The 14,028-nt window shown below is 42.3% G+C and carries 13 protein-coding genes; 2 read left to right on the top strand and 11 right to left on the bottom strand.

Annotation, left to right across the window (positions count from 1 at the left end; translation table 11 throughout):
• Positions 1-108: 108 nt before the first annotated feature.
• From LVD17_RS16255 to LVD17_RS16220, 8 genes are all read right to left on the bottom strand, one after another.
• Positions 109-1,239 (bottom strand): nuclear transport factor 2 family protein, encoded by a 1,131-nt coding sequence (locus LVD17_RS16255; protein ID WP_233760067.1) that lies wholly within the window; start codon positions 1,237-1,239, stop codon positions 109-111.
• Positions 1,240-1,339: 100 nt separating this feature from the next.
• The gene (locus LVD17_RS16250) at positions 1,340-2,380 is read right to left on the bottom strand and encodes a helix-turn-helix domain-containing protein (protein ID WP_233760066.1); all 1,041 of its coding nucleotides are present in this window, start codon (positions 2,378-2,380) and stop codon (positions 1,340-1,342) included.
• Between the two features lie 178 nt (positions 2,381-2,558).
• Positions 2,559-3,302, bottom strand: a complete 744-nt coding sequence (locus LVD17_RS16245) for a hypothetical protein (RefSeq protein ID WP_233760065.1) — start codon at positions 3,300-3,302, stop codon at positions 2,559-2,561.
• 181 nt (positions 3,303-3,483) lie between these two features.
• Positions 3,484-4,170: a hypothetical protein gene (locus LVD17_RS16240; protein WP_233760064.1), complete on the bottom strand. Its 687-nt coding sequence runs from the start codon at positions 4,168-4,170 to the stop codon at positions 3,484-3,486.
• A 53-nt stretch (positions 4,171-4,223) separates the two neighbouring features.
• Positions 4,224-5,030 carry a DUF4097 family beta strand repeat-containing protein gene (locus tag LVD17_RS16235; protein ID WP_233760063.1) on the bottom strand — a complete coding sequence of 269 codons (807 nt, stop codon included), beginning with the start codon at positions 5,028-5,030 and terminating at the stop codon, positions 4,224-4,226.
• A gap of 64 nt (positions 5,031-5,094) precedes the next feature.
• On the bottom strand, positions 5,095-5,970 hold the full coding sequence (locus LVD17_RS16230) for a DUF4097 family beta strand repeat-containing protein (RefSeq protein ID WP_233760062.1): 876 nt from the start codon (positions 5,968-5,970) through the stop codon (positions 5,095-5,097).
• A gap of 24 nt (positions 5,971-5,994) precedes the next feature.
• A complete protein-coding gene (locus LVD17_RS16225; protein ID WP_233760061.1) occupies positions 5,995-6,780 on the bottom strand; it encodes a HEAT repeat domain-containing protein in 786 nt (261 codons plus the stop codon).
• A gap of 32 nt (positions 6,781-6,812) precedes the next feature.
• Entirely contained in the window at positions 6,813-7,370 is a 558-nt protein-coding gene (locus tag LVD17_RS16220) for an RNA polymerase sigma factor (RefSeq protein WP_233760060.1), read from the bottom strand.
• 92 nt (positions 7,371-7,462) lie between these two features.
• Between LVD17_RS16220 and LVD17_RS16215 the strand changes: the two genes are divergently transcribed.
• Both LVD17_RS16215 and LVD17_RS16210 read left to right on the top strand, forming a co-directional pair.
• Positions 7,463-8,548, top strand: coding sequence for an ArsO family NAD(P)H-dependent flavin-containing monooxygenase (locus LVD17_RS16215; RefSeq protein WP_233760059.1), 1,086 nt, complete (start codon positions 7,463-7,465; stop codon positions 8,546-8,548).
• Between the two features lie 60 nt (positions 8,549-8,608).
• Positions 8,609-9,253 carry a LysE family translocator gene (locus tag LVD17_RS16210; RefSeq protein ID WP_233760058.1) on the top strand — a complete coding sequence of 215 codons (645 nt, stop codon included), beginning with the start codon at positions 8,609-8,611 and terminating at the stop codon, positions 9,251-9,253.
• A gap of 84 nt (positions 9,254-9,337) precedes the next feature.
• Here the strand turns inward: LVD17_RS16210 and LVD17_RS16205 are convergent, their stop codons facing one another.
• The 3 genes from LVD17_RS16205 to LVD17_RS16195 form a co-directional block, all read right to left on the bottom strand.
• Positions 9,338-11,098, bottom strand: a complete 1,761-nt coding sequence (locus LVD17_RS16205) for a malectin domain-containing carbohydrate-binding protein (protein WP_233760057.1) — start codon at positions 11,096-11,098, stop codon at positions 9,338-9,340.
• Between the two features lie 308 nt (positions 11,099-11,406).
• Positions 11,407-13,185, bottom strand: coding sequence for a malectin domain-containing carbohydrate-binding protein (locus LVD17_RS16200; protein ID WP_233760056.1), 1,779 nt, complete (start codon positions 13,183-13,185; stop codon positions 11,407-11,409).
• Positions 13,186-13,408: 223 nt separating this feature from the next.
• Complete coding sequence (locus LVD17_RS16195) at positions 13,409-13,966, bottom strand: thioredoxin family protein (protein WP_233760055.1); 558 nt, start codon at positions 13,964-13,966, stop codon at positions 13,409-13,411.
• Between the last annotated feature and the right edge of the window lie 62 nt (positions 13,967-14,028).

Here is a 14,028-nt window from a genome sequence, read left to right as displayed (position 1 = left end):
GGCAGTTTATAAGCTGCCTGAAAACTATAACCTTCGGGAATCAACAGGCTTTGCTTTTGATGGCCTGGCAATTTACTTTATTCTGCTACTTGATAAGACTCTAAAATCTTATTCACCCAAAGCCTCCATATTATTATTTCTTAATTTCCTGATTATCTCCAAAGCTACAGCCCTGGACGACAGGTGATTTTGGCCGGTCACTAAGTTTCCATGCACTTCCACATGCTCTGTATTTCTAGGTGAGAACTTAAAAGTACCACCATGTTTTTCAATAGTCTCCTGAATGTTAAAAGGGAACGTTTTGTAATATTCTGCATCGTGCCTTTCGTAGACATCGGGGTACCCATTTACATTTTTGCCCTTGACCAGGTATTCTCCATCTTTAGTTTTTAAATTCACTATCCCCGCCGTACCATGGCACACGGAGGAAATAATCCCGTCATGGTCTTCATAAATAGACATTACCAGTTTCTGGATTTGTTCATTTTCCGGCACTCCAAACATAGCACTGCCTCCTCCTATATACTGCACGGCCTTATAGTTTTCCGGATGTATCTCTGCCGGTGATTTTGTGTTTTTCAACTTATACATAAAGTCTGCATCGTAGAGGTACTGCTTATGTATGTCGACAGAAGTATTGAGATAAGCAACGGGAATACTACCTCCCTCGGGGCTGACAAAATCTACATTGAAACCCGCTTCCTTGAAAGTATGGTAGGCAATTACTATTTCGGAAAAGCTATTGCCAGTAGACAACTCAGAATCACCGTAGTAATGGGCATTGGAGACTACGAACAGCACCCGGTCTCCGGTCAGGTTACTGCTTTCACTGCTTGCTGACTTGCTGACGATTTTCCACTCGTTGTCGATTTTCTTCAGTAAGAACATGTCAATAAACCTAAGGTTCCTTGCAGGGATCAGTATCTCCACCCTGGCTGAGGCAATGGAATTAAAATGGTCGATGGATAGTATATTGCCAAATCTCCCGTTAAACTGTCCTTCATTATTTTTGAACCAGCCTGTGTATGTACCTGCCGGAACGATCCACATTTCCTTTTCCTTGTTTTCAAGGTATAAATTCGCCCCCGGATAAAAAGCTTTGTCAATAAGTTCAGTCCTGTTATAGGAAGTCCCTTCAATGTAGTTGAGCAGTGCCACCTTAATTTGTGTCTCTTCCCGTTGTGCAAACAAGGTGTTGGTAAGAATTAAAAGAAGAATTAAAGATAAGTAACGATACATAGCTATAGTGTTTATTGTTGAAATGATTTTTCAGCAATACTAGCCGGTGTATGTATGAAAGTAATTAGTAATTTATACGTTAAAATTCCTGATTTATAAATCAGGAGTCCAAAACCGGCCTATTATCAGCGTATTTGGCTGGGGTGGTTTTAGTAACTTTTTTAAATGCGGTATAGAATGTACTGTTAGAGTTGAACCCACACATTTCTGCAATCACCTCCATTTTCAAATTCCTATCTGACTTTAAAAGCTCAATGGCCTCTTTTATGCGAAACTCATTGATAAAATGTGAAAAGCTCTTATTTAAGTTATCATTTAATAGCTGGGATAGCAGATGCGGCCGAATATTCAGTTCCTTCGCCAGTTGGGGCAAAGTAAGGTTGGGATTTTTGTACAATGCCTCTTTTTCCAGTAGCCGGGAAACTTTATCCAAAAGCTCATCAGCCTCCTGTTGTGGTATTTTGTTGTTGGCATACTTTTTCTTTTTATCTGTATTCCTCTTTTTCCGATGATGAAAAACAAGAAGCAAGGACAGATAGAGAGCGAATGAGAATGAAATTGCGCCCATAATATATGAGGTGTATGATGCCGTAAAGTATGCCAGCCAAATAACAGAAACACCAAAATAAACGCTTAGCAGCCAGACATCTTCATAATTTAATGAAGTCCTTGCTATTTTTCTGAACCTGTCTCTAAGCTGATATCCCGAGACGAGAATAAATGCCAGCCATTGATAATTGATAACCTTGTAGAAGTATACCCTCCATAGCATGGGATACTGCTCATAGGGATACATAAACCCGGTTGCTACTACCAGAAACAATAAACCCAACAACAGAAAATAGGAGTTTCTGCCCGTAAATTTTGATGTAACCGCTGCTGATTTTATATAGAGATACAAAAAAGGGCCAATAAAAAAGCACGCGCTTAGGCCAACCTGCAAATAGAAGAGTGACAACCCGTGATTAAAATAGAAGAAAATAGACTTCCATACACGTATGCTTAAAACAGCCAGTAAGCCTCCCAGAAAAAGGTCTGAGGCATTTTTTCGCTTAAAAAACAGAAAATAAATACTAAGAAGAGAACTATTGAAAGCCCCAAGAGCACTGAAGAAAAATAAAAGCTGATTGTTAAAATCCATCTAAAACTGACCGTGTCGTAGTTACAAATGTAGCAAAAAGGATCAATTTGACGGTTTCAGTCATAGCGGTGTACAGACACTTCGGTATCCGGTCTTCCGGCTTCCCACCCCAGTCACTCCGTCAACCACCGATCACCACACACTGATTACTGGTTATAACACCGACCACCTATCAAAACTACTCCCCTACTACAAAATTAACCTTCCCAACCCCCGTATTTCCGGTTCGGTCGTCATAGGCGTAAACAATTGCTTCGTAAGTGCCTGGTTCTTTAACATCAACATCGGCTTCAAAAGTATTCACCTTGTCCTGTATGCTCATCATTACAGTTTTCAGATGTTTACCGTCTTTTTTGATGATGGCCTGAACTTCCATTTTCTCTGCATCCCAAAGACCTCCGTTGGAAATGGTACATCCGCACATCATAACCACATTGGCTTTAAGCTTGATGGTAGAGAGCTTGATAAATTCATGGGTTTGAGGGCTTAGTACATTAACAACAAAACCGGGAATCTCCAGCACCACACCCTCACCATCGATATGTTTTCCCGGTATCAGCCAGAGTTGGGTTTGCGCCTTTACACCGGCCTGCGGCTGATTGACGGGAGCTATAACCTCTATAGTCAGGAATTTTGGTTCTTCAATTTCTGCTATAAACCTGGCAGTCTGTTCATCAGTTATGGGCTTGTAGCGTTCATGTGGCTCTTTCATAATCAGGCCGGTGTTGCCTGTACTTCCTTCGGTTATTCCCTGGCTCAATACTTCGCCTGTCAGAGCATCACGGATGATCACTTTGGTCCCTCCGATAGAGCTTCCGATAAATTTAGCGTCTTTGGCTTTGGCCCTTACCACCAGCTTCGTGGGCTGGGCTTGCAGACATATAGTAAATATAAGAGCGAGAATGGTGAGACAGGTTTTCATAGGGCGTTGGTTTTTCCCTAAAGTTAGGACTGAAATGCAGCAATCGAAACAGCCTGCCTGAAAATGTTTATGTCAGTTTATTGATAAATCCCCCTGACAATTAGTGTAAAAAAGCATGGCCGGTGTGCCACCGGCCATGCTTTACAATGAGTAGAAGAATTTTGAATACTTAAAGATCACTTTAGTCTTTATTAACTTTCTTCATTTCTTCCTTTGCCCTTTTTATTTCTTTCTGAGCCTCTTTTATTGCTTCTTTTGTTTCCTCTTTCCACTCGTCACTCCAGCGTTTCAGCTCCTCTTTATGTCCCTCCCAGTGGTAATTAAAATCTTCATTCATTTCGAAATCCATATCAAAATCATGATCAAAGTCGAAGTTGAAATCAAAGTCAAACTCAGGAATATCAATAGCCACATCGATTTCAGGTATATCGATATCAATGGCCGGTATCCGTACATTAAAGTGCTCATCCATATCTGCCAGCATAACCCCTGCATGAGACCTGTCAAATGAAACAACCAAATAATTGCCCCCATCGCCTATTACTTCCGCTCCGGCAATTTCCACGTCACCAGGGGCTTCCACCCGTTTCAAGTGGCTATTATAAACATCGAGCTTAACAGGTGTGTTGCCCTGTATGGTCAATGTAAGGGTTCCGGCATTGACTTCCGAAATGATATCCGCATCTGCTGCACCTTCAATTCTAACTGTTGGGTGGTCTTCACTGCCCCGGTGTAGTGCTATTTTCTCCGCTTTGCCTTTAACCACAAGTTTGTCAAAAGCGGTCAGGTTTTTCAGAGTAGACTCCTGAGCGTAAGAAAAGCAGGCAATCAGTACGCTCAGGATTAAAGTTAGAGTTAAGTTTTTCATAGTAGTTTGTGAATCGGTTGTAAATACTTTTACTGGATTTGTAATGGGAAAGTTTACTTCTTACGCAGGTAGATATCCCCGTTATAGTTTTTGATCATAAACTCCGGGCCTCCACCGTTGATATCACCCCTCACCCAGTCGTCGAGGTAAACTTTGTAAGTGCCGGATTTTTTCTCCGTTTTGGTCACCGCCTCATTTTTGACCACTGAAAAATCAAATCCGGAATAGATCTCACCCTGGGCAGTTTTCATTTTGAGGCTGGCTTTAAAAGTGGCAGGCAACGTGAGGTCTACATCGCCATTGTAGGTAGTAAAGGCCATGGGCGAATCAGGAGATACTTTATCAAAAGTGGCCTTGATGCTTCCATTGTAAGTATTTGCAACCAGTGAGCCTGCGATGTTTTCTGCTGTTATTTTGCCATTATAGTTATCGGCTACAATTTCCCCGTTGACATTTCCAATGAAAAGGTTTCCATCGTTATAGGTCTCCACGTGCAGGTCTACATTTTTTGGCACCTCCACTACCAGGTCAAGCCCGCTGTTCCAAGAGTCTGATTCAATGTCAATATAGTTGTTCTTTTCGCTCACCTCCATATCCATGGCAGCCCCGGATATCCTTCTTAAGCCATCTTTTGTGTCATTTTGCCTTTCTTTTCCTTTCCTGCCCTTATAGACTATGAGCACATCCTTCCTGTCCGTACCTCTCACTTCGATCGAACCTTTCTTAAGCTCCACCCTTACTTTTCCCTTCTTGGACGGGTCGCTAAAGGGTACGATCAGCTCGCCATTGTCCTGTGCCAATCCATACTTTGCACATATCAGTATGAGCAACATTATCATTATTGTTAAAACCTTTTTCATCTTGATCTAAATTTTGTTTATCCTATTTATTTTGAGTTGTTGTTATTGTTTATTGTTGTTATTGTTACTGTTTCTCCTTTACAAATACATTTCCGTTAAAGGTTTCGAAATCAAGCTTTACACCGCCCCCTCCTACACTAATGGCCGTACGGCTATCTACCTTATAAGCCAGGCCTTCTGATTTACCGGCTGGCTTCTTTTCGACTACCGCCTGTTTATATTCCAACTTTTCAATATTGGTATAAAAATCACCATTGAAGCTTTTAAAGGTCATGTCTGCTTTCAATCCTTTCGGGAATAACACATTGATATCTCCATTTAAAGTATAGTACTTCGATGCTTCTTTAGGCAGGCTTTGATAATCCAGGGTAACATTACCATTGATCGTATGTACTTTGGCCAACCCTGACACTTGCTTAAGGCTAATGCCTCCGTTGACATTGTTCACATTCAATGATCCGCTGACACTGCCCACATCAATATCGCCCTCGTTGATCGTGGAGAGGTATAAATTCATGGCTTTTGGCACCTTTAAAGTAAAATCAAATTTAAAATCATAGTCGTATTCGCAGTTGTTCCAGTTGTAGTTCCATCTGCTTTCTCCATGTTTGTTGCTCTTGACCCCAAATGCTCCGCAAGGTCCCTTCACATACACTATGATGGTATCGTAGCGATCGATAACCCCCAGGCTTAATTCCTGCCTTGAGCGCCCAAGCCGCTCATTGGTTTTTGTCTTCACCTGTTTTTTAGCTTCCAGTATAACCTTCTGGCCTTCATAAGCCTCTACCTTGATACTGCCGTTGATATTGGTTAAGTATAAGACATTCGCTGCACCTGGCTTTTCAAAACTTATCTCCTGCCTTATGTCTTCGCTATAGCTCTGGGCGGGAAGGTTTCCCGCCATCAAGCCTGCTAAAATTGTTGTTATTATAGTTTTCATTATTTTGAGTTTTTGACCTTGTTGTTATATCAGCACTTCAATGCTTTTCTCAATTCTCTCCCTGACCTCGGGAGGCGTGTTTTTGTTTTTCAATACCTTTTCAAGATTTTCGACTGACCTTTTCTCCTGAAGAGCCACCATCATCTCCGCCAGTGCCATCTGTACCAACGGCGACTCCTGCATGGCTATGGCCTTGATCAGGCCTTCCCTCACCTGTGGGTGCGAAGCATAAGGGTACAGCGCTTCAAGTGTAGCCAGCCTTACATTCACATTTTCATCATTGTTAAGCGTTTTCAGCAAAGCCTCTGTCACTTTTACGCTGGCATCAGGCAACTCACTGGTAAGGTTTACAGCCTTGAGGCGGTCGCTTGGCGATTCCTTATCAAGCAATGTCAGCATCATCATCTCCTTCATTTCACTCACTTCTGCGGAAAGGTTTTCCAGCTTGCGGTTGTCTTCACCACCAGGCCTGAGCAAATAACCTAAGCCTACCCCCAGCGCTATCAACCCCACACTATAAGCCCACCGCAGAGCCGGCTGACCTGCCCATAGTTGGGCAAACCAGTGGGCTAAAGCTTTGGATTTTTGCTCCTTTTGTTTGGTCGCTTCCAGGTTAGCATAGAAAGCATCAGACAGATTTTGAGATGGCTCTGGTGTTGGCAGCGCTTCAAAATTGACTTTGATACCCTTCAAATCTTCAAGCTCATCAAGGCTCACCGTGCCATTTTCTATGTACCTGTCCAGCAACTCCTCTTCCTCAGCCAAAAGCCGTCCTGACCTGTATTTGTTTATCAAATCCTTCGTATCCATTGTCTATGTTTTGCTAAATACTTCCTTATGTTTTATACCCTGGCCTGCAAATACATGTATTCCTGCTTTAACGCTTGCAGCGCCCTGAACACCTTAACCTTAACAGCACCTTCAGAACAATTAAGGATATCCCCAATATTTTTATACTTCATCCCTTCCAGCTTGCTAAGCGTGAGTATTTCCCTTTTCTCTTCGTCAAGCCGCTTAAGTGCAAGCCTCAGCAGATCCAGGTCTTCGCCCTTTTCTATTTCAACTTCCCTGTTCATATTATCATCGCCGAGTTTGTCCTTCCAGTTGTCTATCTCATCCGTCTCCTTCCCCTTAGTTTTGCGGTAATGATCATGCCCTACGTTGCGGGCGATATGAAACATCCACACCTTAAACTCTCCATCACCTTTAAAACCAGCCCTGTATTTAAGTATCCTCATAAAAACATTCTGTACGAGGTCTTCACTCAGCCCGGCATCATGACTCATGTTATAAAAGAAGCCGAAAAGTATTTTTTTATACCGCTCAAAGAGCAATCCCAACTTATCGAGATCACCATCTCTCACCTTCAGCATCAAAGCATTATCCGAAATCGAATCCAATAGATCAATATTTTATTTGCAGGGTTCCGAACCATTTTCAAACAGGGAAACTGAGCGACTTTGAAATGGTTACAGACATTTTAAAAATTTAGATGAATTTAATGAATAATGCTATACTTGTACACATGGCAGACCAGCAGCATTTTGATGTAATCGTGATAGGCGGCGGACAAAGTGGACTGGCAACAGGCTATTTTCTCCGCCGTACAGGTTTAAAATATATTATTCTCGATGAGCAGGAAAAGCCCGGCGGGGCATGGCTGAAAACCTGGGATTCTTTAAAGTTATTCTCTCCGGCAGAGCATAGCTCATTACCGGGCTGGATAATGCCTAAGGGTGATGAAGCATATCCGGGCAAGGCACAGGTAATACAATACCTGACAGACTATGAAAAGCGGTATAAGCTACCTGTTGAACGACCCGTAGCTGTCCATTCCATTACCAAGGCAAATGGCAGGTTCATTTTGGAAACTTCAAAAGGTGAGTACACCTGCACAGCTTTGATCAGCGCCACCGGGACATGGAAAAAGCCGTTTATTCCCGATTACGCGGGCCTTGATGAGTTTGAAGGCATTCAGGTGCATTCTGCCCAATATCGCCATGAACAGGGGTTTGCAAACAAAAAGGTTTTAATCATCGGAGGTGGCAATTCCGGAGCCCAGATACTGGCGGAAGTATCCAAAGTGGCCAGCACTACCTGGGTAACGCTGGAGGATCCCAAATTTCTCCCCGATGATGTTGATGGGCGATACCTTTTTGAGTTTGCCACCAGGCAGTACAAAGCCCGGCTGGAAGGCAAAGAGATCAAACCGGTTGGCTCTCTGGGAGACGTTGTAATGGTTGCCTCCGTCAAAGAAGCCCGTGAACGCAATGTACTGAGCACTGTTCGTCCCTTCACCGCATTTTACAATAACGGTGTCACCTGGCCTGATGGCACAAAAGAAGCATTTGATGCTGTAATCTGGTGTACAGGGTTTAAGTCTTCACTGGATCATTTAGAAGGATTAAATATTGTGGAAAATGGTAGAATAGCAACCAAAGACACAAAAGCTATTGCCTTGGGAGGCCTCTGGCTTGTAGGTTACGGAGGCTGGACGGGTTATGCCTCCGCCACTTTGATTGGTGTCGGGCGCACTGCACGACAGACTGTAAAAGAAATAGAAGACTATCTGAATTAACCTGTAACCTCCTCCTCTGATATTGCGTTGACTAAAGCTTTAATCCATAACTACCTGACCATGTTTGAACCGACCCAACTCATCACATTCATATTTGCATCTATTTTACTTTTAGTCATTCCCGGGCCCGCGGTATTCTTTGTAGTTGCCAAGAGTATTGACCAGGGAAGAACGGCTGGTGTGGTATCCGTTTTAGGCATACAACTAGGCACCCTGGTACACCTTTTAGCCGCTGCACTAGGTATCTCGGCAATATTGGTCTCCTCTGCCATGGCTTTTAATGTGATCAAGTATGCGGGAGCAGCTTACCTGATCTACATGGGTATCAAAAGTTTGACTGCAAAAACTGAGACTCCTGACATTAATATGAAATTTGAGAAGCAAAAACTCAGTAAGGTTTTCTTTCAGGGTGCGATTGTAAACATACTCAATCCCAAAACAGCATTGTTCTTTTTTGCTTTTCTACCTCAGTTCATCGCCCCGGGTACAACTTCTTCCACATGGCAAATATTTACTCTGGGTCTGATATTTATTGCACTAAGTATCATAAGTGACAGCATTTATGCATTGCTGGCAGGGTCAATAAAAAGTTATCTTCATCGAAACCCGGTAAGGTTAAAATTCCAAAAATATATTAGTGGCTGTCTGTACATACTTTTAGGTATTGCAACCCTGGTAGCAGAGCCTGGAAAAAGAATAAAGTGAGGTCTGGCCTGTAGTGCCAGAGTTGATCCCCGGACATTAAAAAAGGAAGTGGCGGCAACCACTCCCTTTTACGGCATATTTCCTTTACCGCTTCAACACTTTGACATACCGGCGGGAATGCCCATCTGAGATTTCTGCATGATAAACACCGGAAGGAAGACTGCTATCAATTAGAAATTGAACCTCTGAGCGCATAACATCACTATCGTTTGATGCTTTGTACCTTACCTGGTTGCTGCTATCAATCAGCCGAACCTCTACTTTCCCTTGTATCTGGTCAGGAAACTTTAACACCATTACGTTTTCGACCGGGTTGGGGTAAACAGAGATCTCCTTAAGCAATTCCTTATTCGCTGCTGATGCATCCAAAGCCAAATGATCAGCCATTTCATCTACTATCTGTCCTTCGTAAACAATCTCGATTGCAGCTACTATTGTTCCGATACGGTCGAAGGTGAGATCATCGAATGAAATAGTCAGATTTCCATCAGTTACCTGAGCCGGTATATTTTTTTGTATCGGGGTATTACGTGCTACTTCACTGAGAATGTTAAAATGGTTTAACACTGTGTCCCCCTCGACCAAAACATCAAAAATCCGGTCCTTTACGTAATCAGGCTTGCTGTCTACAAAATAGAGTTTAGCGGTGTAATTACCATTGGGAACAGGAAAATTCCATTCCATATTCTCCAGATCACGTACGGAAACACGCGATTTATAGAAAACACCATCCGGCGCATCGGTAGGGTTAGAGGTAATAGTGTGAGAAGCTGTAGTCAGATGTATTTCATCACTATTAATAAAAGCACTCGGCTCATGAAAGCTATCGATCTCCCATGGCACGGCAGTATCTTCAACCATGCGCCAATCACCGGCATTGACTCGATATACAGGATTACCTACAGGTGTCTCAACCACCACCAGGTTTCCCATCGCCCAACAAGCATTACAGTCAGTATATCCACCGTCTTCATCTCCGGACTCTACATAGAAAAGGTATTCGCCGGCATCGTCATAACCAGGCCTGATGATCAGTTCACCTTTTCCTCCGCCATAATCGACCATGGTATAAAAATCCCCTCCAATAATTTCTCCTCCCAATGTAATGACACTGTCAGGGCTGTCGAAGTCGGTCGCTGTCAACGGAATACGCAATTCAGTTCCTTCCCGCACAGTTCTGTCCAGACCGTAGGTGTTGTATGAAATGAAGGGATCCATATTAGGCAATGCTCCGGTTCCAATTTCAATAGCGCTGATCAAAGAGCTGCCGACTTCAGTGATAAAATCAATATCCACATTATTGTCCTCGATAAAAACGGAAATATAGAATACAACTGCCCTTCCAGCGCCGGTAAATTTCATAATATCAAAATCATCCAGCACTTTTCGGCCTTCAATCTCCACGTCAAAAACGCGCGAGCCAACCGTCTGAGAAGTTGCAGCGCTTTCCGCAAAATATAAGGCCACAATATGATTCTCGTTCAAAACAGGAAAATCCCACTCCATAGTATTACGGGAGGAGTTTACCCTACTCTTCTGGGTAAAAAAACCACCGGCACCATTAGCATTATTATACCAGATTTGGTTATGATTTACATAGGAATTCGGGTTTTCCCTGGAATCTTCGGCCCATGTATTAGTATGCTCAGTACCACCGGCATTGACACGGTATAAAATAGTTGAATCGGGTAGTGTGAGCATACGTACAGGCCGAATCTCGCCAAAGTTCTTATCTGACACAATCTGATAAGCCTGCGGCTTTTGAGCATAAGAAGCACAATAAAACATTAGTGAAAAGACCACAAACAGCTTTGTCCATGCAGGAAAATAAAATTTACGTTTCATTTAGTTAGGGTTTTAGTTATACGAAATATTCAAATGCCAAAATTTGGTATTGACTACATACGATCCCCTCTAATCTCGCTTCCTTTGTTGTTGGGCACAAATGCGAGTTACTAATTATATTAAATTAAAAATAGGAAATTTTATATTAAAAAGTACTTATGCATGGATAGACAAGTTAAAACAAAATATTATCAAAACATCTTTATTTGTATGCACTCATACTACTGTATGCTAATATCTCGAAAAAAAAGAGGGTAAGATCAGATAATATCTTACCCCTTTTGTGATTCTACTTCACTAAAAATTGATTATTGCTTCAGAACCTTTACATAATATTTCGAAACGCCATCCGATATCTCTGCATAATACACCCCGGGAGGTATTTGCTGGCTGATATAAAATTGTACCTCTTCCCTCTCAAAGCTACTGGCATCTGCAGACTGGTACCTTACCTGATTATTGCTATCAAATAGCCGTATGTTTACCTCTCCTTTTATAGCTTCAGGGAGTACTACTGTCATTCTATCCTGTACCGGGTTGGGTTTAACCGACACCTCACGCAAAAGCTGTTTATTGGCATTTGATGCATCAAGATCCAGCTCAGGAGCTACAGGCGGCACCACCACCGGGCCATTGTAAGTAACCTCAATCGCTGCTATAATAGGGTTTGCCACCCTGTCTTCGAAAACAATGCTCAGGCTTCCATCAGTAACATTGGTGGTAATATTCTTCTGTAACGGAACATTCTTCGCTGTTTCACTCAAAATATCAAAGTAGCTCAGTTCCACTGCCCCTTCTACCGCTACATCAAACACACGCTGGCCGGGCATGTTAAAATTACTCTCCACAAAATATAGTTTGGCAATATAATTACCATCCGGTAAGGGAAACTCCCAGGCCATATCATTGAAACTGTTATCAACCCTCGATTTAAAGAACACGCCGCTTGGAGCATCAGTAGGATTGCTCATAACGGTATGTGAGGCCGTAGTAAAGCCAATGGCTGTACTATTGACATAGGTACTTGGTTTTGAATATGTATCAACCGACCAGTTTACCGCCGGCCCGCTGACTTCGCTCCAGTCCCCGGCATTGACACGATATACTGCATTACCAATTGGGGTGTTAATAACGGTCAGTGTTCCTGCCGCCCAGCAAGCCGGACAGTCAGTGACGGAACCATTTTCATCATCCGCACCAAAAATTAAGTAGTGACCGATACTGGAGTCGCTATACCCTGCCTGGAACACAATTTCACCGCTACCATCACCATTATCAACAATATAGAATGTTTCCGTACCTCCATCATAAAACTCTCCAAAAACCTCAATTTGTGAAGGAGCACTATCTATGTCACTAAAGATAAATGGCACTCTGAGCTCCTGCCCTTCATTCATAGTAAAGTTGAGCCCATAAGCATTAAAACTTGTGATCGGATAATTAATTATGGAGCCCGCTTCTATTTCTATTGCGGTTATCAATGAACTACCCACCTCTGTAATGAAATTAATATCAATATTACCATCAGTTACCGCTACAGAAAACGGTAGCCGGGCTACAAAGTCTGTCCCCGTATGTTTCAATATATCAAAATTTTCCAAAGCCTTCATTCCTTCTATTTCCACGTCAAATACTCGAGACCCGATCGATTGGGAGGTAGATATGTTTTCCACAAAATATAAATTGACTATGTAATTGCCATTGGCTACAGGAAAATCCCACTCCATATCAAACGAGCTCATGTTTACGCGGCTTTTGTTGGAATAAATTCCGTCCCATCCCGAACCACCTCCATTAGCGGAATTATATCCTATCTGTCCATAATTCACATAAATAGAAGGGTCCGCATATGAATCAGCAAACCAGCCATCACCCGTTTCCCAACCGCCTGCATTGATCCTGTATACGTAGGATGCCATCATAGCCTCCTTTTTCTCAATACCAGGAGTATCTGCCGAGTTCAGATAATTATAATAAAGACTCAGGTCATGCTTTTTCTGGGCATACCCATTAGTAAAACAAGCGATCAATAGAAGTACCAGATAACCTGATATCTCTTTGTTAAGGATGGAGACATAGTTTTTCATGATTATTACTTTTATATGGTGAATATTAAAATTCGGGGCAACATAGTATGCAGCAGGCCTGCAAACGGAATAGTAATATTTTTTATTTATATAAAAATAATTTATTTCAATATCGGTTCATCAAATAGTCGCAGGAGTTATTCAGAAGAATGTAAAGCAAATAAAAAAGGGAACCTCTTAGCTCCCTTACTGATTATCAAATAGTTAACTTACATTCAAAGGATCATTTCTTCCATTTAATGTTACACCCCTGACTTGGAACCTGCTTCTCTGAAATGGGGTTCCCCTTTAAAAGATCATCCAAAGCTGCCCTCATATCCTTGCCTGTCAATGGTTTTTCATTACCTGGCCGCGATTCGTCCAGTTGTCCACGGTAAACAAGCTCCATATTTCCGTCGAAAATATAAAAGTCAGGAGTGCATGCGGCATCATAAGCGCGGGCTACTGCCTGCGTTTCATCAAACAGGTAAGGAAACGGGTAGCGCCATTTTTTAGCCTCGGCCTGCATCAATTCCGGGGAATCTTCAGGATACTCTTCAACATCATTTGAACTTATTGCAATAAACTTAACCCCTTCCGGTATATAATCCTCGGCGATATTTACCAACTCGGACTGGAGGTGCTTTACATACGGACAGTGATTACAAATAAACATGATCACTGTCGCTTTGTCTGATTTAAGCTCATCGAGCGTCATTGTTCGTTCTGATACCGCATCCAACAATTCAAAGGGAGGTGCTACAGTTCCCAGCGGTAACATGTTCGAAGGTGTAAGTGCCATTGATAGATTTGTTTTATGTTTAGTTTAAAGTTAGAAAGTTAATCGTTTTCCGCTTGTAGTTT

This window comes from Fulvivirga ulvae, from assembly GCF_021389975.1.
GTDB lineage: Bacteria > Bacteroidota > Bacteroidia > Cytophagales > Cyclobacteriaceae > Fulvivirga > Fulvivirga ulvae.
This window is presented reverse-complemented; position numbering and strand designations above follow the sequence as displayed.